The sequence below is a fragment of the Anaerosoma tenue genome (genome assembly GCF_023161965.1).
In the GTDB taxonomy this organism is placed as follows: Bacteria; Actinomycetota; Coriobacteriia; order Anaerosomatales; family Anaerosomataceae; genus Anaerosoma; species Anaerosoma tenue.
In genome coordinates, this window is the sequence record NZ_JALNTY010000001.1 from 236,699 (window position 1) to 256,906 (window position 20,208).

A 20,208-nucleotide genomic window follows, 5' to 3' on the forward strand; every position below is an offset into this window, starting at 1 on the left:
GTGCTCCGGGACGTACTCACGGCGTTCCGCCTGCTCACGGTGATCCCGGTGGGTCGCACCGAGGGCATCGGCGCGTCGCGGTACTTCCCGCTGGTGGGTTACTTCTTCGCCGGCGTGTCGCTCGTGTTGGCGTGGGGCGCGGGCGAGGCGGGTCTCTCTGACGGGCTCGGTGCGTTGCTGACGGCGACCGTGATCGTGAGCGCCAGCGCGCTCCTCTCGGGGTTGCTGCACTGGGATGGCCTCGCTGACTGCGCGGACGGGCTCGGCGTGCGCGGCGGGGCCGAGCGGGCGCTTGCGGCCATGAAGGCCAGCGGCATCGGCGCGTTCGGGGTGGTAGCGGTGGTGTTGGTGGCACTCCTGCAGGTCACGGCCATCGCGGTCATCGTGGAGAGCGGCTCGCTGTGGGCGCTTGCGGCGGCGCCGGTGCTGGGGCGTCTTGGCGCCTCGTTCGCGCTCGGTCTTCGTGCGCCGGCGCGTCCCGACGGACTTGGCGCGCGATACGCGGGACGCGTGTCGGCGGCGGCCCTCGTGCTGCTGGTGGTGCAGGCGCTGCCGCTAGTGGCCTGGACGGGACGCCCCGAGCCCTTGCTCACGCTCGGCACCTTCGGCGGTGTGCTGGTCGCCTTCTTCGCCCCCGAACCGTTCGTCCGGCGGTTCGGCGGTGTCACGGGCGACGTCCTCGGCGCGAGCATCCTGCTCACCGAGACCGCCGTGCTGCTCGTCGGCGCGCTGGTGGGTGGTCCGCTGTGAGCGTGGTCCGCGAGATCCTGGTGGCGCGCCATCCGGAGACGGTTGCCAACCGGGAGCTGCGGTTCGTGGGCTCGGGCGACTCACCGTACACCCTGCGTGGCGCGCAGCAGCGTGACGCGCTCGCCGCTCGGATCGAGGCGTGGGCTCCGGCGGCGCTCTACGTGTCTCCGCTGCTACGGGCGCGTGCGGTGGCCGAGGCGGCAGACCCCGCAGGAGCCCTCACCACGGTCCTCGATGACCTCCGGGAGCTGGACTTCGGTGAGGCCGAGGGGCTCACGTGGGAGGAGATCGAGGCGCGAGGCATCCCGATCACACGCCTCGGTCCCGGTCCCGTCGCGCGGGGAGGGGAGGCCGTGGAGGTGTTCGGGGAGCGGGTGGCCCGCGCCTCGGCGGCCATCGTGGACGGGCGTGGACGGACGGCGGTGGTCACCCATGCCGGCGTGATGCGGCGGCTGCTCACGCTGTGGCTCGACCTGCCGCCGGAGGCAGGGTGGCGGCTGCACGTTCCCAACGCGGCGGTCGCGGTGGTCCGCTTCACAGGTGACCACGCGGCGCTGGCCGAGCTGCGGCCGCCCGCGGAGTAGGGCTTCGCGGGCTTGCCTCGCTGCGGCGGCTGCGGGACAATGCTCGGCACATCTTAGAGGGAGTGGTGGCGTGGACTGGGACCGCATGATCCGTGACGAGATCGAGGGCTTGGTGCCCTACGCTCCCGGTCTGCGTGAAGAGCAGGTACGCGAGCGCTCGGGTCGCGACGACATCTGCAAGCTGTCGAGCAACGAGAGCCCGTACGGACCGTTCCCCTCGGCCATCGAAGCGATGGAGCGCGAGCTCCGCGGCGTGAACCGGTATCCCGAGGGAGCGAGCCTGGCGTTGCGCGAGAAGCTCTCGGCCATCCATGGCGTGCCGGTCGAACGCATCGTTGCCGGTAACGGCAGCAACGAGATCCTGCGTTTGATCGCGCAGGCGGTGCTTCGGCCCGGCGACGAGGTGGTCTACCCCTGGCCGTCGTTCATCGTGTACCCCACCGTCACGCAGATGTTCGGCGCCACCAAGGTGCCCGTGCCGCTCGTGGGCGGTGCGCACTACGACCTCGACGCGATGCTCGCCGCCGTCACCGACCGCACGCGGCTGGTGTTCCTCTGCAATCCCAACAACCCCACGGGCACGATCTACACGCGGGAGGCGTTCGACGCGTTCCTGGACCGGGTGCCCGAGCACGTGCTCCTCGTGCTCGACGAGGCGTACTTCGAGTTCGTCGCCGACGCCGCATACCCTGACGGTCTCGCATACTTCGACGGCGAGCGGCCGATCGTGGTGCTCCGCACGTTCTCCAAGATCTACTCGCTCGCCGGGCTACGGGTGGGCTACGGCTTCGTGCCCGAGCCGTTGCGGCACGCGATCGACTGCATCCGTGAGCCGTTCGACGTCAACTCGGTGGCGCAGGCCGGGGCGCTAGCCTCGCTCGACGACCAGGCCGAGGTGGAGCGCCGCCGCCGCGAGAACCAAGAACAGAAGACCTACCTGTATTCGGGCTTCGATCGGCTCGGCATCGAGTGGGTGCCGTCGGAGACGAACTTCGTCTGGATCCGGACGGAGCGGCCGGTCGAAGTGTTCGAGGGCCTCCTCGCCGAGGGGGTGATCGTGCGAGCGTTCGGCACCACGCCCGCACTGCGTGTGGGCGTGGGCACGCCTGAGGAGTCACGCCGCACGATCGAAGCGTTCGAAGCGGTCATCGCCCGCCTGGGAAGCGTGTAACGCAGCCAGGGCACGTGACGGCCGCGGAGACGTCCGTCACGATCCGCGCGGAAGCGCGCATGAGAGGGTGATTCGACATGCTCGTGGTGATGAAGGACCACGCTCGCGCCGAAGACGTGCAGCACGTGGTCGACCTGCTCACGGAGGCCGGCGCCGAAGCGCATCTGTCGCAGGGCGAGGTCAAGACGATCATCGGCGTGATCGGCGACCGCGAGGTCATCTACACGCTCGACTTCGAGGGCCTGCCCGGCGTGGAGCAGGTCATCCGGGTACTGAAGCCGTTCAAGCTCGTCAGCCGTGACTTCCAGGCCGAGGACACCGTGGTGCGCGTGGGGTCCTCGTCCATCGGCGGTGGCGCGTTCGGCGTGATAGCCGGACCGTGCTCCATCGAGTCCGAAGAGCAGATGGTGGCCACCGCTCGCGCGGTCAAGGCCGCCGGGGCGACCATGCTGCGTGGCGGGGCGTACAAGCCGCGCACGAGCCCGTACGCGTTCCAGGGCATGGGCGTGGAGGGCCTGAAGCTTCTCCGCATCGCAGGTGACGAGGTGGGGCTGCCGGTGGTCACCGAGGTGCTCGACGTCCGGGACGCCGGTACTGTGGCCGAATACGCGGACGTTCTCCAGGTGGGCGCTCGTAACATGCAGAATTTCATGATGCTCGACGAGCTGGGAACGATGAAGCGGCCCGTGCTGCTGAAGCGGGGTCTCTCGGCCACGATCGAGGAGCTGCTCTCCGCGGCCGAGTACGTGCTGAAGGGCGGCAACCGCGACGTGATCCTGTGCGAGCGGGGCATCCGCACGTTCGAGACGTACACGCGCAACACGCTCGATCTGGGTGCGGTCTCCGCGCTCAAGACGCTCACGCATCTCCCGGTGATCGCCGATCCTTCGCATGCGAGCGGACGGCGCGAGCTTGTGGCGCCCATGTCGCGTGCGGCTGTGGCGGCTGGCGCCGACGGGCTGATGATCGAAGTGCACCCGGATCCCGAGCGGGCACGGTGCGATGGCCCTCAGTCTCTCACCCCGGACGGGTTCGCATCGCTTATGGACGACCTCCGGCCCCGTCTTGCGCTCGAGCACAAGAGCCTGGGGGTGGACGCGTGAGCGTACGGCGCCTGACCGTGGCGGGTCTGGGTCTCATCGGCGGGTCGGTGGCTCTTGCGGCCAGGCGCGCAGACGCCGACTTGATGGTACGCGCGGTAGACGAGGATCCCGACACGCTCTCCTTCGCGCTTCGTGAGGGCGTGGCCGACGAGGCGCTCTCCACGACCGACGCGGCGGAAGCGGGATGGTTCGGCCCGGGAGCGGCGGATCTGGTGGTGCTTGCCACCCCCGTGCCGGTGACCGTCCGGCTGCTGGCCTCGCTGGGGCGTCTCGGCTACGACGGCATCGTCACCGATGTGGCGTCCACCAAGAGCGCCGTGGTGGCCGCCGCGGGCCGCGCGATCGAAGACGGCGCGGGGTACCGGTTCGTGGGCGGGCACCCGATGGCGGGTTCCGAGCGCAGCGGGGTGGGGGCCGCCTCGGCAACGCTCTTCGACGGCGCGTACTACGTGCTCACGCCCACCGGCGTCACCGACATGGCGGCGTTCAAGACGGTGCACGAGTTCGTGACCGGTCTTGGCGCGCGTGTCATATCGATCGATGCGCGGGACCACGACGAGGCGGTGGCCGTGGTGAGCCACGTGCCGCACGTGACCGCGGCCGCGCTGGTGGAGCTGGCCAGCATCCGCGCCGCCGAGGTGGGGGCAGACCTTCTGCGGCTCGGGGCGGGCGGCTTCAAGGACATGACGCGCATCGCGGCGGGCAGTCCCGAGCTCTGGACCGGCATCTGCATGGATAACGCCTCGGCGCTGTCGTCGGGGATCGTCCGGCTGTCGGCGGTGCTCGACGGCTTCAGACGGTCGCTCGACGCAGGGGACGAGGCGGGCGTGCGCGCGTGGCTCACGGCGCCTGCGGAGGTGAGGAAGTCGCTGCCGGCGCAGTGGGTGCCGGCCACCTCGCGGCTCCGCGAACTGACGGTGCCGGTGAGCGACCGGCCGGGCGTGGTGGGTATCGTGACCACAGCGGTGAGCCGCGCCGGCTGCAACATCGAGGACATAGAGATCGACCACCGGTCCGAGGACAGCGCGATGCTGCGGCTGGTGCTGACCGACGAAGGGAATGCCGAGGCGCTGATGGACGACCTGCGCGATCGCGGGTTCGACCCCTCCATCACGCCACTCGAGGAGGCGTAGCATGGGTGATGAGACCGTGACGCACGCACAGGCGGGCCTGTCCGGCGAGATCAGGCTGCCCACCGACAAGTCCATCTCGCACCGGGCGGTGCTGCTGGCCGCTATGGCCGAGGGAGAGTCGTTCCTCATCGGCGTGCTGGACAGCGCGGACGTGCGCTCCACCATCGCAGCATGCGAGGCTCTCGGCGCGTCGATAGAGACGGTGCATGCCGACGAGCGCGGCCTGCAGGTGAAGGTCACCGGATGGGGGAACGCCGGTCCGGCGCAGCCGTCCGGCCCCATCGACTGCGGCAACTCCGGCACCACCGTGCGCCTGCTCGCGGGGGTCCTGGCGGGCTGGCCGGTCGACGTGACGCTCACCGGGGATGAGTCGCTGAGCGCCAGACCCATGGAGCGCATCGCCGCGCCGCTCCGCGAGATGGGAGCCACGGTGACCACCTCGGCGGAGGGCACGTTGCCCATGCGGGTGCGTGGCGGCGAGCTTACCGCCATATCGTACGACTCGCCCGTGGCCAGCGCTCAGGTGAAGTCGGCCGTGCTGCTCGCGGGGCTCCGCGCCACGGGCGCCACCACGGTGACCGAGCCGCGCGCCAGTCGTGACCACACGGAGCGCATGGCGCCCGCTTTCGGAGCACAGGTCGCCAGGGAGGGCCTCTCGGCGAGTGTGAACGGCCCTGCAACCCTCACCGGCACGCAGGTGATCGTACCGGCCGACCCCTCCTCGGCGGCGTTCAGCATCGCGGCGGCAACCCTGCTGCCGGGAAGCAAGGTGCTGCTTCCCAACGTGTCGCTCAACCCCACGCGGATCGGGTTCATCGGGGTGCTGCGCGAGATGGGCGCCAACATAACGCTGAAAGACCTGCCGCCGATGGGCAACGAGACGGTCGGGACGATCGTGGTGCAGAGCGCCGCGGAGCTGCACGGCGTGACCGTGGGCGCCGACGTGGTGCCCACGCTGATCGACGAGGTCCCCGTGCTCGCGCTGGTTGCCTCGCAGGCCGCCGGAGCGACGAGGTTCGAGGGCGTCGGCGAGCTCAGGGTGAAGGAGAGCGACCGCATCGAGGCGGTGCGCGCCGGACTCACGGCGCTGGGCGCCCGGGTGACCGCGGGCGACGACTGGCTCGAGGTCACCGGTCCGTCTACGCTCACGGGCGCCACGCTGACGTCAGGTGGCGACCATAGGCTCGCGATGACCTGGGCGGTGGCCGGTCTGATCGCCGAAGGCGACACCACCATCGAGGACTTCGATGCCGTAGGGGTCTCGTATCCGCGGTTCCTTGAGGACCTTCTGGGTCTGGTCCGCGGCGATGCGGAAGTCTGACGCGTGCTAGAATCCCCTTGCCCGACACCGGACCGGGAGAGGCCTGTGATAATCGCGATAGACGGCCCCGCGGCGAGCGGCAAATCCACGGTGGCCAAGGCCGTGGCGCGGAGGCTCGGGGTGCGCCATCTCGACACCGGCGCGATGTACCGCGCGGTCACCTGGCTCGCGCTCGAGCGTGGCGTCTCTACCGGCGACGCCGAGGCGCTGGCACACATGGCCGAGGAGAACCCGGTCTCGTTCGAGTATCTCAGCGACGGCCCCATCGCCGACGTCGTCCGCATCGCCGGCCACGACGTGACCACCGCGGTCCGCACGCCTGACGTGGACGCGAACGTGAGCGCGGTCTCGGCGGTGCCCGCCGTACGCGAGGCCCTCGTCGCGCGACAGCGGGAACTCGCTGACGGGCGCGAGGTGGTGGCCGAGGGCAGAGACATCGGCACCGTGGTGTTCCCTCTGGCCGAGGTGAAGGTCTTCCTCACGGCGTCCGCGCAGGAGCGTGCCCGCCGCAGACGGATCGACCTCGCGGGTCAGGGCGTGGAGGTCGACGAGGCCGAGGTGCAGGCACGGCTCGAGCGTCGCGACCAGTACGATTCGTCGCGCGAGGTGAGTCCGCTCGCCGCGGCCGGGGACGCCACGCTGCTCGACACCACAGGTCTCACGGTGGAGCAGGTGGTCGACGCGATCGAGGCCCTCGTGGAGGAGCGGCGATGAAGGGCGACGGGCTCGGCACGTTCGTGCGCGCGACGTTCGGCAAACTGGTCCTTCTCCTGTTCCGTACGCGTCTGGAGGGGGCGGAGCGGATCCCCGCCGGCGGCGCGCTGCTCGCCGGCAACCACGTGTCCTATCTCGACCCGGTGCTTCTCTGGTGCGCCTCGCCGAGGAAGGTGCACTTCATGGCCAAGCGCGAGCTGTTCGAGCGCGGCATCGTGGCGTGGCTCCTCCCACGGTTCTGGGGCTTCCCGGTGAACCGGGGAGAGCCGGATCGCACCGCGATCGTCACCGCCACCGAACTCCTCCGGTCCGGCGAACTCGTGGGAGTGTTCCCCGAGGGAAGCCGCCGCGATATGGAAAGCGGCGAGGCGCTCGGGCAGGCGCATGGCGGGGCGGCGTTCATCGCGCTCCGGGCGGGAACGCCGATAGTACCGGTCGGGTTCTCCGGCACGGAACGTGCGATGCCACGCGGCTCGAGATTCCCCCGGTTCGTGCGTACGAGGATAACGGTGGGTGAACCGATAGACCCCCAGGCCGTTGCCCCGGAAGCGGGGCGTAAGGAACGTGTGGAGGCCGTGACGGCGCAGATGATGGCGGCGATCGCGCGTCTGCTGGATCCCGGCGAAGGGAGTGCCGCATGAAGGTGGTCGTAGCGCGTCATGCGGGTGTCTGCTACGGCGTCGAGCGGGCGCTCAAGATGGCCCGTGAGGCGGCTGACGTGAGCGGACAGGTCTCCACGCTCGGACCGCTGATCCACAACCCGCAGGCGGTGGCGGCGCTGACGGAGCGGGGTGTGGCGGTCGCCGGCTCGCTGGATGAGATCGCGCGCGGCACGGTGGTGATCCGCTCACACGGCGTGGATCCCGCGGTCATCACGGAGGCCGAGTCGCGCGGCCTGGACGTGGTGGACGCCACATGCCCGTTCGTGCGCGCGGCTCACACCTGCGCGGCCGAGCTCGCCGCGGCCGGCTACGCGGTGGTGATCGTGGGGGAGTCGGACCACCCTGAGGTGGAGGGCATACTTGCGCACGCCGGCGGCGAAGCGGTGATCGTGGAGCGCGCATCGGACCTCCCCGCGCGCATGTCCCGGCGCATCGGCGTCGTGGTGCAGACCACCCAGCAGATCGCCACCCTGCGCGAGGTCGTGGACGAGCTGCTGCCCCGCGTCAACGAGATCCGAGTGTGCAACACCATCTGCAGCGCCACGGCCAAGCGTCAGACCTCGGCCGCTGAGCTGGCGGGTGAGGTCGACGTGATCGTCGTGGTGGGCGGCCACAACTCGGGGAACACCACGCGCCTGGCCGAGATCTGCCGCGCCCGCAACCTGCGCACGCATCACGTCGAGACGGCCGAGGAGTTGCGCGCGGAGTGGTTCGTCGGCGCCTCGGTGGCAGGCGTCACCGCGGGAGCCTCCACACCCGACGAGCAGATACAGGGCGTGATCGCGGCGATCGAGTCCATTCCGGCCGATGAGTGACCAGCCACGGATGTCTCGCGGGTATCCAGCGCCCGGGCCCGAAGGCCGCGGTGCACCCGTGGCGGCGGTGGAGGACGGCCCGGCGTCGCGTGCCGGGCTCCGTCCGGGCGACGTGGTGCTTGCCGTCGACGGGCAGCCGCTTCGCGACCTGGTCGACTGGATGTGGCTCACGGGTGAGCCGTCGTTCGACGTCCTGGTCGAGCGTGAGGGCACGGGCATGACGCTCTCTGTCGAGCGCACGGGCGGCGAGCCGCTCGGCGTGTCGTTCACCTCGGCGGTCTTCGACGCCATCCGTGAGTGCGAGAACGCGTGCGCCTTCTGCTTCGTGTCGCAGCTCCCCGCAGGATTGCGGGGATCCCTGTATGTGCGCGACGACGACTACCGCCTGTCGTTCCTTTCGGGCAACTTCATCACGCTCACGAACCTCGACGAAGACGACGTGGCGCGCATCGTGGCGCAACACCTGTCGCCGCTGCATGTCTCGGTACACGCGGTGGACCCCGCGGTCCGTCGGCGGTTGATCTGTCCCACGGTGGAAGACCGGGCACTTGAGATCCTTGACGACTTGCTGGGCGCAGGCATCGAGGCCCACGTCCAGATAGTGTTGGTTCCGGGAGTCAATGACGGGAAGGTCCTGCTGGAGACGCTCGGGTATCTCGGCGCACGCGAGGGCGTGATCTCGGTGGGGTGCGTGCCCATGGGCTACACCGGCCACCAGACGCGTTTCTCGGCCTCCTACGGGCCCACAGGGGCCCGGGCGGTGCTGGAGGTCATACAGGGCGTCCAGACACGTATGAGGGCGGACAGGGGCGTGGGGTGGGTCTATGCCGCCGACGAGCTGTACCTCACCGCGGGGACCGAGATGCCCGGCGTGGCCGAGTACGACGGCTTCCCGCAGTTCGAGAACGGTATCGGCATGGTGGTGGCCTTCAAGGCCGAGCTTGCCGGCGCGCTGGGTGAGGCGGCTTCCACGGAAGTCGCCCGTCACCGGTCGACCGCGCAGGACCACTCCATCGCGGTCGTCACCGGCGAGCTGTTCGCGCCCGTGCTACAACGGTCGCTCCACGAAGCCGGCTTCGGCGAGGTGCGGGTCCTGCCCGTGCCGAACAGGCTGTTCGGCGGGAACGTGTCGGTGACCGGGCTGCTCGGCGGAGATGATATCGCCTCGGCGGTGGCGTCCGACGGTGCACGGGGTACGTATCTGGTGCCGGACGTTGTAGTAAACTCCGACGGGCTGCTGCTCGATGACGTGCCCGCGGCCTCGCTCGCGGGGCTGGCGGGCGGCGATGTGCGGATCATCGGCAGCGATGGGGCCGCCCTGGCCCAGGCCCTCACGACCCGAACAGGACGGACGCTCCCATGACACTCCCCATCGTAGCGGTTGTCGGACGACCCAACGTCGGGAAGTCGACGTTCGTGAACCGCATGATCCAGGCGCAGGACGCCATCGTGCACGCGGCGAGCGGCGTGACCCGCGACAGAAGCTACCATCGCGCCGACTGGAACGGGCGCGAGTTCATGCTGGTAGACACCGGCGGCATCGAGTTCACAAGCGACGACGAGTTCGGCGCGTCGATCCGTCAACAGGCGGTGGTGGCGGCGCACGAGGCCGACGTCGTCGTGTTCCTCGTTGACGGCTCGGTGGGCGTCGCGCCCGGCGACGAGGAGGTCGCATCGCTTCTGCGACGCGAGAAGGTGCCGGTGTTCCTCGCGGTGAACAAGCTCGACACGCCTGGCCGCGAAGAGGCGATCCATGACTTCTGGGGCCTCGGGCTCGGTCAGCCGTGGCCCGTCTCGGCGCTGCACGGGCATGGCTCCGGGGACCTGCTCGACGCGATCGTGGAGAGCCTTCCCGAACGAGAAGTCCTTGAGGAAGAAGACGCCATCGGGGTGGCCATCATCGGCAAGCCGAACGCCGGGAAGTCGTCGCTGTACAACAAGCTGCTCGGTGTCGAGCGAGCCATCGTGTCCGACGTGGCCGGCACAACGCGCGACGCCATCGACACGGTGCTCGAGCGCGACGGGCGGGTGTTCCGACTGGTGGACACTGCGGGCCTGCGGCGCAAGTCCCGTATCGACGAGTCGGTGGAGTACTACGGGTTCGTGCGGGCGATGCGCGCGATCGACCGTGCCGACGTGGCCGTGCTGGTGGTGGACGTGGCCACCGGCGTGACCGATCAGGATCAGCGGGTGGCGAGGTTCGCCGAGGAGCGCGGGTGCGGGCTGCTGATCGCCCTCAACAAGTGGGACCTGCTGGAGACGCCAGAGGAGAAGACGGAGTTGGTGGCGAGGCTCCCCGATAAGCTCGGATTCGTCGGCTTCGCGCCGGTGCTCCGTGTGAGCGCGCTCAAGGGCACCGGCGTCCACAAGATGCTGCCGATGTTGTCCACGATCTACGACGCCTACGCGCAGGAGATCTCCACGAGCGCCCTCAACCGTCTGCTCACCGATCTCCGCGCCACCGGACACACGGTCTCCAAGGGCGGCAAGATGCTGCGTCTCAAGTACGCCACCCAGACGGGCACGCGGCCACCAGTGTTCACGTTCTTCGCGAACCACCCGCGTATGGTGGACGCCAACTATGAGCGCTATCTCGAGAACCGCTTGCGCGAAGCGTTCGACCTCACCGGTACGCCCGTGAAGCTGCGGTTCCGGCAGAAGGGCTGATGTGGAGGCGGCACTCCGGATACTCGGCACCGCGCTCGGCGCGTATCTCGTGGGCTCGATCCCCTTCGGGGTCTTGATCGTGCGCATCTTCTGGCATGCGGACATCCGCGATTTCGGGAGCGGCAACACGGGCGCCACCAACGTGCTCCGCGTCTTCGGCACGGCGCCCGGTCTCACCGTGTACTTCCTCGATGCGCTCAAGGGCGCTGCCGGCGTATGGCTCGCGATGTTGCTCGTCTCCGATGGCGCAAGCGCGGCCGGGGCGGATGCGCTCGTGGTGCTGGGCGCCATGGCGGCGATCGCCGGTCACACGCTCTCGCCGTTCCTCGGCTTCCGCGGCGGCAAGGGTGTGGCCACCGCATCCGGGGCGATCATCGTCGCTGCCCCGCGGGTGGCGCTGGTGATGATAGTGCTCTTCTTGCTCACGGTGGCGATATCCCGGTACGTGTCGCTCGGCTCGATCGTCATCGCGGCCGCGCTGCCCGTTGTATCCTTGATCGCGTACCCCGGCCGGTACGCGTTCGCAGTGTTCGCGTTCATCACGGGCGCGTATGTGATCTGGAAGCACCGATCCAACATCGGCCGGATCAGGCGTGGTGAGGAGAACAAGATCACCTTCAGGCGCCGTATGTGGGACGATATGAAGTCGGCCGCCAGACGCGAAGGGCGTGAGAAGCGATGAAGGTATCCGTTATCGGCGCGGGCTCGTGGGGCACCGCCGTTGCATGGCTTCTGGGAGAGAAATCCGTGGACGTGACGCTCTGGGCCCGCGAGCCGGAGATCGCCGAGGGCGTGAACGCCGACGGCCACAACCCGATGTTCCTGCGTGACGTGACGCTGGGTCCTGCGGTGAGCGCCACCGCCGACCTGGCCGAGGCGATCGATGGCGCGGGCGCCGTCATCGTGGTCACGCCGAGCCATGGCGTGCGTGGTGTGGCCGAAGTGATGAGCCAGACGCTTCCTGACGACGTGCCGGTGATCAACCTCGCCAAGGGCGTGGAGCAGAACACGCTCATGCGCATGACGCAGATCCTCGAGGAGGTCGTCGGCAACCGCGAGCGTCTCGCCGCGCTGTCGGGCCCCAACCACGCCGAAGAGGTGTCCAAGGGGGTCCCCTCGGCCACCGTGGTGGCGGCCTACGACGAGTCGGTGGGCCGCATGTTCCAGGACCTCTTCATGGCGCCGACGTTCAGGGTGTACACCAACCCCGACGTGGTGGGCGTGGAGTTGTGCGGCGCCTCCAAGAACGTCGTGGCGGTGGCCGCTGGCATGGTGGACGGCCTCGGCTATGGCGACAACACGAAGGCGACGCTGATGACGCGCGGACTTGCCGAGATGAGCCGCCTGGGTTCACACCTGGGCGCGAATCCGATGACCTACATGGGCCTTGCGGGCATGGGCGACCTGATCGTCACGTGCACCTCGCGGCACAGCCGCAACCGCGGTCTGGGCGAGTGGGTGGCCGGCGGCGGCACCGTGGAGAGTTACGCCGCGGAGACGCACATGGTGGCGGAGGGCGCCAAGAGCGCTGTGGCGCTCGACGACCTCGCTGCCAAGCTGGAGATCGAGATGCCGATCACCCGCCAGGTCCGCGCGATCCTGTACGAGGGCCACATGGCCTCGGAGGCCGCATCGATCCTGATGGGCCGCGCGGCGGTGGACGAGTTCCACGGCATGGGCCTCGTCGAGGACGGGGAGTGAGGCGCATGGGCCACGAGCTGTTCATCGCGCCGTCGATCCTCTCGGCAGACTTCACCAGACTGGCCGAGGCGGTGGCGCTCGTGGAAGATGCGGGCGCCGATCTGATACACGTGGACGTGATGGACGGGCGGTTCGTCCCCAACCTCACGATCGGCCCGCCCGTCGTGCGTGAGCTGAAGCGGGTGGCGCGACAGCCGCTGGACGTCCACCTCATGGTGGAGGATCCCGACCGCACCGCCGGGTGGTACGTCGACGCGGGCGCTGACATCGTGACGGTGCACATCGAGGCCGCGGTGCACGCGCACCGCACGCTCTGCGCGATCAGAGAGGGCGGGGCGATGGCGGGCATCACCCTGAACCCGGGCACGCCCGCATCCGCGATCGCCGAGGTGCTGCCGTATGTGGACCTGGTGCTCGTGATGAGCGTGAACCCCGGATTCGGTGGTCAGTCGTTCATCGAGTCCTCGATAGCGAAGGTCCGCGAGATCGTACGGATGTGCAGGGATGCAGGGGTGTCGCCCCGGATCGAGGTGGATGGCGGGATCGACCCGCACACCGCGCCGCGGGTCGTCGACGCGGGCGCCGACACGCTGGTCGCCGGCAACGCCATATTCGGGCAGCCCGACCCGGCGGCGGCGCTTGCGGAGCTGCGGAGAAGCGCGCTGACCCGCAGCGTGTGAAGCGTGTCCAGCGAGAGGAGCGTGTGCCACCTATGTTCACAGGCCTGATCGAGTGCGAGGGCGTGATAACGCGCGCAGACCGCGTGGGCGGCGGCATGCGCCTGGAGGTCTACGCGCCGGAGTTCGGTCGCGACATGCAGATCGGCGACTCGATCGCGGTGGACGGCGCACAGGTGAAGGTCGTCAAGTTCATCAGGGGCGCGTTCCTCACCGATGTCGACGCGGATACGCTGGGAGGCACCACGCTCGGTACTCTCGAGCAGGGCCAGAAGGTCAACCTCGAGCGCGCGCTGCGCCTCTCCGACAGGCTTGCCGGCCATCTTGTGGCAGGTCACGTGGACGGCATCGGACACCTCGAGATGCGACAGCCGGCCGGCAAGTTCACCGTGTACCAGTTCCAGGCCCCGCCCGAGGTCATGCGCTTCGTGGTCGAGAAGGGCTCGATCGCCGTGGACGGGATCTCGTTGACCGTCGGCAAGCTGGGCGGCGGGGGTTTCACGGCGGCGGTCGTGCCGCAGGTGGAGTCGTCGACCACGCTCAAGGACAAGGCGATCGGCGGCGGCGCCAACCTCGAGGTGGATATGCTGGCCAAGTACATCGAGCGGTTCGTGTCGGGCTACCACGGGGAGGCGGACTCCTCGAGCCACAGGCGCGGCCTCGGCGAGATGTTGCGGGAGTTCACCGAAGGAGGCCGGTAGGGGCATCGGGGAGAAGAGAACGCCCGGTCGCCGTTTCCGGTGCCGGGCGTTCCGCGGGGCGATCCAGTGGGTTCTCACCACCCTGTGGCTATCAACCGTGGATTACCGTCTGTGTCAACCTCCGGAGGTCATCCGGGAGGGAACGTCACCATAGCAAAGCCGTCAGCGGCCGCACAAGCGACGGTACGTTCGATTCGACGAACGGTCGCGGACACGCCTTCAATGGCCGTGAGGCCGTGTCCGACGATTTGCGGGCCGCCGCTGTACGGTAGGCTACGGGACACGCCACCCGACGAGAGGACCGCGCGTGCCGAGTGGGCCTGACGACATCAGAGCGCGTCGGGAGCAGGCAGATGGCTGCTCCGACATCGTCGAGCGCGCACGTGCGACGAGGCGTACCGTCGTGGAGGCCGCCCCGGATGCGCTGGTGGCGGCTCCCACTCCGAGATCGAAGGCCGCCGAGCGCCAGCGTCGGGAGTTCCGTGCGCGGGTGGACGGTCTTGGAGGTGCGCTCGGCTTCTCGGTATCGCCCGACGGCACGTGGACATCCGCCTCGGGCCTCGAGATCGTCACGCGTGTGAGCGAGCGGCCGGTCACACTCGCCGCCGCCGCGCACTTCGTCGAGGAGCTGTGTCGCCGGGCGCGAGGACGTACCCCCGCGTGCTCGGTGCTGTTCGTGGTGGAGAGCGTATCGAGCGCGGAGATGTTCCAGGTCGCGGTACGGCAGCGCGCGTGCCGTGGCACGGTGCGCGTGGTGGCCGTCGACGAACTCGAAGACGTGGCCGCCGGGTGGTCATCGGGGGTTCTTGATGCCGAGGACGTCATCTCCTCTATCACGCCTGTGGCCGCGATCGATGACGTGCCCGAGGCGGGGTCATCCGCATCACCCGACGATGGAGCCGGACAGGACGGTGCATCATGACCGAGCGGTCTTCCCGTGTCTACCTCGACTATGCCGCCACCACTCCCGTGGATCCTCGCGTCGTCCGTGCTGCCGCCGAGGCCCTCGAGCGCTACCCGGGTAACCCGAGCTCGCTCTACCGGGAAGGGCGGGAAGCACGGCAGGCGCTCGAGGCGGCGCGCACGGACATCGCGCGGAGGATCGGAGCCGCACACCCCGACGAGGTCGTCTTCTGCGGCTCGGGCACGGAGTCGGACAACGCGGCGGTCATCGGGATCGCGCGTGCGGCCGTCGCCGCGGGTCGCGGGCCGCACGTTGTCATCTCGGCGTTCGAGCATCATGCGGTGCTCGCCGCCGCCGAGCTGCTCCAACGCGAGGGGCTCACCGTGGAGCGCGTAGCGCCTGATGGCGACGGGATGATCCCGCCGGAAGCCGTTGCGGCAACCGTGAGGGACGACACGGCTCTCGTTTCGGTGATGCACGCCAACAACGAGGTGGGCACGGTGCAGGATATCGCCGCTATCGCCCGCATCGCGCACGAGCACGGCGCGTTCGTGCACACGGATTCCGCCCAGTCCCTCGGCAAGATCGATGTCGACGTCTCGGCGATGGGCGTCGATGCGCTCTCGGCGGCTGGTCACAAGATCTACGCGCCCAAGGGCACCGGGGTGCTGTACCTGCGCTCGGGCGTACCGTTCGAGCCGCTGCTGCGCGGGGGCGGTCAGGAGGACGGGCGCCGTAGCGGCACCGAGAGCGTGGCCGGGGCCATCGCCTTCCGGGATGCGCTGCGGTACATGGACGAGGAGCGGCCGACGGAGCGGGAGCGGCTCGCCGCGCTCCGCGACGCGATCGAGGCCGGATTGCATGAAGCCGCGGGTCCCACGGTCGTGCATGGGGGCACCGGCCGGCGGGTCCCCCATCTCACGAGCATCGGGGTACCGGGCGTGGATGGGCAGATGCTTCTGCTCCACCTCGACGACGCCGGTTTCGCGGTGTCCACGGGAAGCGCATGCTCCTCGGGGAGCTCGGGCGGGAGCCATGTCCTGCGCGCGATGGGGGTGCGCGGTGAAGACCCGTACGGCACGCTGCGGGTCACCGTGGGCAGATGGACGACCATGGATGACGTGGAGCGCTTCGTCGAGGTGACCGCGTCCGTCGTGAAGCGGTTGCGTACGCGATGACCGGCGCAACGTGGTGGGCGGCCCTGTCGGGGGGCGTTGACTCGGCTGTAGCGGCGCTGCTCGCTCAGCGCGAGGGGCGTCGAGTGGCCGGCGTCACGCTCCGATTCCTCGACGGCGACGAACAGGTGCGTGAGGCCCGACGCGTGGCGGACGCATTGGAGATCGAGCATCGCGTCATAGACGTGCGCGAACGGTTCGCCTCAGAGGTCATCGGGCCCTTCATCGATGCATACGTCGCCGGGCTCACGCCCAACCCGTGCGTGGGCTGCAACGAGACGATGAAGTTCGGCGCGCTCCTGGACTGGGTGCGGGAAGAGGGCGGGGCGGGCGTGGTGACCGGCCACTACGCCCGTGTGGAGCAGACGCTCCGCGGCCCGAGGATCTCGCGCGCTCTCGACGAGGCCAAGGACCAGTCGTATTTCCTCTACCGGCTCGATCCGGGGTTGCTCGGGCGCATCGAGTTGCCCCTCGGGCGGCTTGCGAAGGCAGAGGTGCGGGCGGAAGCGTCTCGTGCGGGGCTGCCTGTGGCCGAGCACCCGGAGAGTCAGGACGTCTGCTTCCTGGACGGGCGCTCGGCAGGGGAGTACGTGTGCGCCCACCGGGCGGCTGCGTGCCGTCCGGGAGACGTGGTCGATCTCAGCGGACGGCCGATCGGCACGCACCGGGGAATCTGCCACTACACGGTGGGACAGCGGAAGGGCTTGCCCGGTGGCGAGGGCCCGCTGTACGTGGTGCGGGTGGACGCCGAACAGAACGTCATCGTGGCGGGACCGCCTGAAGCGTGCGAGGGGACGCACGTGGACGTGCATGATGCGATATGGCATGGCGACCCGGCCGACGACGTGACGGTGAAGGTCCGTGCGCGGATGCCTGCGGTACGGGCCCGCGTGGTACGCTCGGCGGGCGGGCTGGCGATCGACTTCGAGTCGCCTGTCTGCGCCGCGCCCGGGCAGGCGGCGGTCTGCTATGCGGGCGACGTGGTGGTTGGCGGCGGCACGATCGCAAAGGGGTCTACGGGATGATCGATCTTCACGTGCACACCTGGCGGTGCCGTCATGCCGAGGGCACGCCGGACGAGTACGTGCGCGCTGCAGCCGCCCGCGGCGTGAGCACGCTCGCGTTCACCGAGCATCTTCCGCTTGCTCCGGAGATCGCCATGACCGTGCCGGGCGCCGAGCGCTATGCCATGCCTCTGGATGAGTTCGGGCGCTACCTCGACGAGGTGGCCGCGGCCGCGGAGCTGGGGAAGGCGCTGGGGGTGGAGGTCCTCAGCGGTATCGAGATCGACGCAGTGCCCGCAGGCCTCCGCCATGCTCGCGAACTGTGCACGGGGCGCCGGTTCGATGTGGTCCTGGGGTCGGTGCACTTCATCGACGGGTGGGCCTTCGACGACCCGGCGCGACGTGACCGGTACGCGGAGTGGGACGCCGACGCTCTATGGGAGCGGTACTTCAGCGATGTGGTTCGCGCAGCGCGCACCGCAGATGTCGACGTGATGGCGCATGTCGACCTCGTGAAGAAGTTCGGTGTGTGGCCGGAGGGTCCCACCCGCGACCTCTACCGCTCGCTGGCGCGGGACCTGGCCGACGCGGGCGTGGCCGTGGAGGTGAACACGGCGGGTCTGCGCAAACCGTGCGCGGAGATCTACCCGGGGCAGGACCTGCTTGTCGAACTATCCAGGGCGGGAGTCCCGGCGACCATCGGTTCGGACGCGCATCGTCCCGCCGAGGTGGGCGCCGGAGCCGCCGAAGCGGTGGCGGCTCTCAAGGGCGCCGGGTACCGGTCTGTGGTGGTCTTCCGTGACCGGCGACCGGAGGAGGTGGGTATCGATGAGCTCTGAGGAGGCGTTGACCGTCGCCGCGCTGGTCGGCCGGCTCGAAGAGGCGTTCGACCCGGCATGGGCCGAGGAGTGGGACCGGGTGGGCCTGATCTGCGGCGATCCCTCCGCGCGTGTGGAGGGCGCCCTCGTCACGCTCGATGCCACCGCCGAGGCGGTTGACCGTGCCGCCGCGCTTGGCGCGAACGTCCTCGTGACGCATCACCCGCCGTTTCTGGAGGCGCCCGACACGTATCTCCCGCAACCCGGGCCGTCGGGGACGCTGGTGGTGGCCTTGGCCGCCGGGGTGTCGGTGACGAGCTTCCATACGAGTCTCGATCGCGCTCCCGCGGGTGCGGACGCGCTGTCTCAGGCCTTGGGGCTTACGATCGTCGGTCCGCTCGAGCGCTCAGCCGAGCCGGTCACCGTGATAGTGACCTACGTGCCCGGGGAATCGGCGGAGGGTGTGCGGGCCGCCCTGGCCTCGGCGGGAGCGGGGCGGCTGGGCCTCTACGAGAAGTGCTCGTTCGAGAGCGAGGGAACGGGACGTTTCGAGCCGGCTGCAGGCGCGGATCCGGTGGTTCAGGCGGGGCCGGCGGGCGTGCCCGAGGTCCGTGTGGAGATGGTCGCTCCGCGCAGCATTGCGGCGCGCGCCGTCGAGGCCGCTCGTGCGGCGCATCCGTACGAAGAGCCGGTCGTGCTCGCGCTGGAGGCCCGCAGGGCACGGGGTGCGGCGCGTCTCGGACGCATCTGCTCGTGGGAGGGCGACGGCGGGGTGCTGGAGCTCGCGCACAGGGTGCGGGAGCGCCTTGGCGTCACCCCGCGCGTATGGGGCGACGTGGAGCGCACGGTGGAGCGGATCGCCGTGGCCAACGGGTCCGCCGGTTCCCTGCTCGGCTATGCGCTCGACGCGTGCGATGTCTGCATCGCGGGTGAGGTGCGCTATCATGACGCCCTGGACGCCGTGGCTCGTGGCCTGACGATCATCGAGGTCGGGCACGACGCATCGGAGTGGCCGCTCGTGACCGTGCTCGGCAACGAGGTGCGTCGGTGCGCCGGCGGCGGCGTCACCGTGACCGTTGAGCAGCCACAGATGGCGTGGCGGACCGTGGAGGACGCTGATGACCGAGGGTGAGACCCTCCTTGCGTTGATGGAGCAGGACCTCGCGATCGCCCGGGCCGTGAAGGCTCTCGACGAGTTGCCTGAGAAGGCCGCGATCCTGCAGCTCCGGCATCGTCTCAAGGAGATCGAGGGCGTGGCCGAGAAGGCCCGTGCGTACGTGCAGCGGGCGAACGCCATGGTGGCGAAGAGCGCTGACGAAGTGCAGATGGTGCAGGCCAAGATCGACGCGGAGCAGGCGAAGGTGCTCTCCGGTCAGATCACCGACTCCAAGGAGCTCCGCAACCTCACGCGTGAGATCGACGCGCTGTCACGCCGCAAGGACCAGCTCGAGCGCGAAGAGCTCGGGTTGATGGAGAAGGCAGAGTCCGGTGAGGCGCAGCGAGCGAAGGTCGACGCCGCGCTCGAGGAGGGCCGCGCCAAGGAGGCGGACCTGATCGAGCGCTACAAGTCGCGAGGCGGCGAGATCCAGACGGAGACCGCACGGCTGCGGGCCGAGCGCGACGCCATAGCACGAATGCTCGACGGCTCCGTTCTCGCCCGGTACGAGCGTTTGCGGGAGGCCAAGAAGGGTGTCGCGGTGGGCGCGCTCAAGGGCGCTCTGTGCACTGCATGCCGCACGGAGATCCCCGCGGGCGAGGTCCAGGCGCTTCGAGCCGGGCCTGAGGTAGCCGAGTGCCCCAACTGCAAACGCATGCTGGTGATCGTAGGGGACGCCTGATGAGCGACGTTTGGATGGTGAACACCGACGGCGGCTCAAGGGGCAATCCAGGGCCCGCTGGAGCCGGCGTGGTGGTCCGCGATCCGTCCGGCGAGATCGTGGCCCGCGGCGGCAGCTATCTCGGTTCCGCCACGAACAACGTTGCCGAGTACGAGGCCATGCTGTGGGGTATGCGCGCCGCCCGCGCGCTCGGGGCGACATCGCTTCTCGTGCGGGCGGACAGCGAGTTGATCGTGAAGCAGATGCTCGGGCAGTATCGCGTCAAGAACGAAGGTCTCAAACCGCTCTTCTTGCGAGCGCAAGAGTTGAGGCGCGCCTTCGAGGATGTGACGTTCCAGCATGTGCGACGCGAGGCCAACGTGGAGGCCGATGCGCTTGCGAACGAGGCGATGGACGCACGCGCCGATGTGGGCGATGCGCCGGAGCCGCCCGAACGCGGCGCGACGACGCTCTTCGGCGAGGGGTGCTGA

General features: G+C 69.5%; 22 protein-coding genes. All 22 read left to right on the forward strand.

Going from position 1 to position 20,208, the window contains the following annotated elements; genetic code table 11:
* Window positions 1–750 carry an adenosylcobinamide-GDP ribazoletransferase gene (locus MSB02_RS01150; RefSeq protein ID WP_267193378.1) on the forward strand — a complete coding sequence of 250 codons (750 nt, stop codon included), beginning with the start codon at window positions 1–3 and terminating at the stop codon, window positions 748–750.
* Window positions 747–1,334, forward strand: coding sequence for a histidine phosphatase family protein (locus MSB02_RS01155; protein ID WP_267193379.1), 588 nt, complete (start codon window positions 747–749; stop codon window positions 1,332–1,334). The genes MSB02_RS01150 and MSB02_RS01155 overlap by 4 nt, the downstream gene beginning before the upstream one ends.
* 70 nt (window positions 1,335–1,404) lie before the next feature.
* Complete coding sequence (hisC, locus tag MSB02_RS01160) at window positions 1,405–2,505, forward strand: histidinol-phosphate transaminase (RefSeq protein WP_267193380.1); 1,101 nt, start codon at window positions 1,405–1,407, stop codon at window positions 2,503–2,505.
* A gap of 77 nt (window positions 2,506–2,582) precedes the next feature.
* Entirely contained in the window at window positions 2,583–3,608 is a 1,026-nt protein-coding gene (gene aroF, locus MSB02_RS01165) for a 3-deoxy-7-phosphoheptulonate synthase (RefSeq protein WP_267193381.1), read from the forward strand.
* Window positions 3,605–4,741, forward strand: a complete 1,137-nt coding sequence (locus MSB02_RS01170) for a prephenate dehydrogenase/arogenate dehydrogenase family protein (RefSeq protein ID WP_267193382.1) — start codon at window positions 3,605–3,607, stop codon at window positions 4,739–4,741. The genes aroF and MSB02_RS01170 overlap by 4 nt, the downstream gene beginning before the upstream one ends.
* A gap of 1 nt (window position 4,742) precedes the next feature.
* Window positions 4,743–6,062, forward strand: a complete 1,320-nt coding sequence (gene aroA / locus MSB02_RS01175) for a 3-phosphoshikimate 1-carboxyvinyltransferase (protein ID WP_267193383.1) — start codon at window positions 4,743–4,745, stop codon at window positions 6,060–6,062.
* A gap of 45 nt (window positions 6,063–6,107) precedes the next feature.
* Window positions 6,108–6,776: a (d)CMP kinase gene (gene cmk, locus MSB02_RS01180; RefSeq protein WP_267193384.1), complete on the forward strand. Its 669-nt coding sequence runs from the start codon at window positions 6,108–6,110 to the stop codon at window positions 6,774–6,776.
* Window positions 6,773–7,417 carry a lysophospholipid acyltransferase family protein gene (locus MSB02_RS01185; protein WP_267193385.1) on the forward strand — a complete coding sequence of 215 codons (645 nt, stop codon included), beginning with the start codon at window positions 6,773–6,775 and terminating at the stop codon, window positions 7,415–7,417. Before cmk ends, MSB02_RS01185 begins: the two co-directional genes overlap by 4 nt.
* Window positions 7,414–8,253: a 4-hydroxy-3-methylbut-2-enyl diphosphate reductase gene (gene ispH / locus MSB02_RS01190; RefSeq protein ID WP_267193386.1), complete on the forward strand. Its 840-nt coding sequence runs from the start codon at window positions 7,414–7,416 to the stop codon at window positions 8,251–8,253. Before MSB02_RS01185 ends, ispH begins: the two co-directional genes overlap by 4 nt.
* Window positions 8,254–8,311: 58 nt before the next feature.
* The gene (locus tag MSB02_RS01195) at window positions 8,312–9,616 is read left to right on the forward strand and encodes a DUF512 domain-containing protein (protein ID WP_267193387.1); all 1,305 of its coding nucleotides are present in this window, start codon (window positions 8,312–8,314) and stop codon (window positions 9,614–9,616) included.
* Window positions 9,613–10,920 (forward strand): ribosome biogenesis GTPase Der, encoded by a 1,308-nt coding sequence (der, locus tag MSB02_RS01200; RefSeq protein ID WP_267193388.1) that lies wholly within the window; start codon window positions 9,613–9,615, stop codon window positions 10,918–10,920. The genes MSB02_RS01195 and der overlap by 4 nt, the downstream gene beginning before the upstream one ends.
* A gap of 1 nt (window position 10,921) precedes the next feature.
* Window positions 10,922–11,602 carry a glycerol-3-phosphate 1-O-acyltransferase PlsY gene (gene plsY / locus MSB02_RS01205; protein WP_267193389.1) on the forward strand — a complete coding sequence of 227 codons (681 nt, stop codon included), beginning with the start codon at window positions 10,922–10,924 and terminating at the stop codon, window positions 11,600–11,602.
* Window positions 11,599–12,621 (forward strand): NAD(P)H-dependent glycerol-3-phosphate dehydrogenase, encoded by a 1,023-nt coding sequence (locus MSB02_RS01210; RefSeq protein WP_267193390.1) that lies wholly within the window; start codon window positions 11,599–11,601, stop codon window positions 12,619–12,621. Before plsY ends, MSB02_RS01210 begins: the two co-directional genes overlap by 4 nt.
* Window positions 12,622–12,626: 5 nt before the next feature.
* Window positions 12,627–13,301 (forward strand): ribulose-phosphate 3-epimerase, encoded by a 675-nt coding sequence (gene rpe, locus MSB02_RS01215; RefSeq protein ID WP_267193391.1) that lies wholly within the window; start codon window positions 12,627–12,629, stop codon window positions 13,299–13,301.
* Window positions 13,302–13,333: 32 nt separating this feature from the next.
* Window positions 13,334–13,999, forward strand: coding sequence for a riboflavin synthase (locus MSB02_RS01220; RefSeq protein WP_267193392.1), 666 nt, complete (start codon window positions 13,334–13,336; stop codon window positions 13,997–13,999).
* A gap of 307 nt (window positions 14,000–14,306) precedes the next feature.
* Complete coding sequence (locus tag MSB02_RS01225) at window positions 14,307–14,921, forward strand: hypothetical protein (RefSeq protein WP_267193393.1); 615 nt, start codon at window positions 14,307–14,309, stop codon at window positions 14,919–14,921.
* Window positions 14,918–16,081, forward strand: coding sequence for a cysteine desulfurase family protein (locus tag MSB02_RS01230; protein WP_267193394.1), 1,164 nt, complete (start codon window positions 14,918–14,920; stop codon window positions 16,079–16,081). Before MSB02_RS01225 ends, MSB02_RS01230 begins: the two co-directional genes overlap by 4 nt.
* Complete coding sequence (gene mnmA, locus MSB02_RS01235; protein WP_267193395.1) at window positions 16,078–17,103, forward strand: tRNA 2-thiouridine(34) synthase MnmA; 1,026 nt, start codon at window positions 16,078–16,080, stop codon at window positions 17,101–17,103. Before MSB02_RS01230 ends, mnmA begins: the two co-directional genes overlap by 4 nt.
* On the forward strand, window positions 17,100–17,921 hold the full coding sequence (locus MSB02_RS01240) for a histidinol-phosphatase HisJ family protein (RefSeq protein ID WP_267193396.1): 822 nt from the start codon (window positions 17,100–17,102) through the stop codon (window positions 17,919–17,921). Before mnmA ends, MSB02_RS01240 begins: the two co-directional genes overlap by 4 nt.
* The gene (locus tag MSB02_RS01245) at window positions 17,911–19,032 is read left to right on the forward strand and encodes a Nif3-like dinuclear metal center hexameric protein (RefSeq protein ID WP_267193397.1); all 1,122 of its coding nucleotides are present in this window, start codon (window positions 17,911–17,913) and stop codon (window positions 19,030–19,032) included. The genes MSB02_RS01240 and MSB02_RS01245 overlap by 11 nt, the downstream gene beginning before the upstream one ends.
* The gene (locus MSB02_RS01250; RefSeq protein WP_267193398.1) at window positions 19,019–19,738 is read left to right on the forward strand and encodes a zinc ribbon domain-containing protein; all 720 of its coding nucleotides are present in this window, start codon (window positions 19,019–19,021) and stop codon (window positions 19,736–19,738) included. Before MSB02_RS01245 ends, MSB02_RS01250 begins: the two co-directional genes overlap by 14 nt.
* Window positions 19,738–20,208, forward strand: coding sequence for a ribonuclease HI family protein (locus MSB02_RS01255; protein ID WP_267193399.1), 471 nt, complete (start codon window positions 19,738–19,740; stop codon window positions 20,206–20,208). The genes MSB02_RS01250 and MSB02_RS01255 overlap by 1 nt, the downstream gene beginning before the upstream one ends.

Bases quoted from the DNA above. Each gene is read 5' to 3' on its own strand.
- der (WP_267193388.1), top strand. From the start codon at position 9,613: ATGACACTCCCCATCGTAGCGGTTGTCGGACGACCCAACGTCGGGAAG.
- ispH (WP_267193386.1), top strand. From the start codon at position 7,414: ATGAAGGTGGTCGTAGCGCGTCATGCGGGTGTCTGCTACGGCGTCGAG.
- aroF (WP_267193381.1), top strand. From the start codon at position 2,583: ATGCTCGTGGTGATGAAGGACCACGCTCGCGCCGAAGACGTGCAGCAC.
- MSB02_RS01240 (WP_267193396.1), top strand. From the start codon at position 17,100: ATGATCGATCTTCACGTGCACACCTGGCGGTGCCGTCATGCCGAGGGC.
- MSB02_RS01185 (WP_267193385.1), top strand. From the start codon at position 6,773: ATGAAGGGCGACGGGCTCGGCACGTTCGTGCGCGCGACGTTCGGCAAA.
- mnmA (WP_267193395.1), top strand. From the start codon at position 16,078: ATGACCGGCGCAACGTGGTGGGCGGCCCTGTCGGGGGGCGTTGACTCG.
- rpe (WP_267193391.1), top strand. From the start codon at position 12,627: ATGGGCCACGAGCTGTTCATCGCGCCGTCGATCCTCTCGGCAGACTTC.
- MSB02_RS01230 (WP_267193394.1), top strand. From the start codon at position 14,918: ATGACCGAGCGGTCTTCCCGTGTCTACCTCGACTATGCCGCCACCACT.
- MSB02_RS01255 (WP_267193399.1), top strand. From the start codon at position 19,738: ATGAGCGACGTTTGGATGGTGAACACCGACGGCGGCTCAAGGGGCAAT.
- MSB02_RS01220 (WP_267193392.1), top strand. From the start codon at position 13,334: ATGTTCACAGGCCTGATCGAGTGCGAGGGCGTGATAACGCGCGCAGAC.
- MSB02_RS01245 (WP_267193397.1), top strand. From the start codon at position 17,911: ATGAGCTCTGAGGAGGCGTTGACCGTCGCCGCGCTGGTCGGCCGGCTC.
- MSB02_RS01210 (WP_267193390.1), top strand. From the start codon at position 11,599: ATGAAGGTATCCGTTATCGGCGCGGGCTCGTGGGGCACCGCCGTTGCA.
- MSB02_RS01250 (WP_267193398.1), top strand. From the start codon at position 19,019: ATGACCGAGGGTGAGACCCTCCTTGCGTTGATGGAGCAGGACCTCGCG.
- aroA (WP_267193383.1), top strand. From the start codon at position 4,743: ATGGGTGATGAGACCGTGACGCACGCACAGGCGGGCCTGTCCGGCGAG.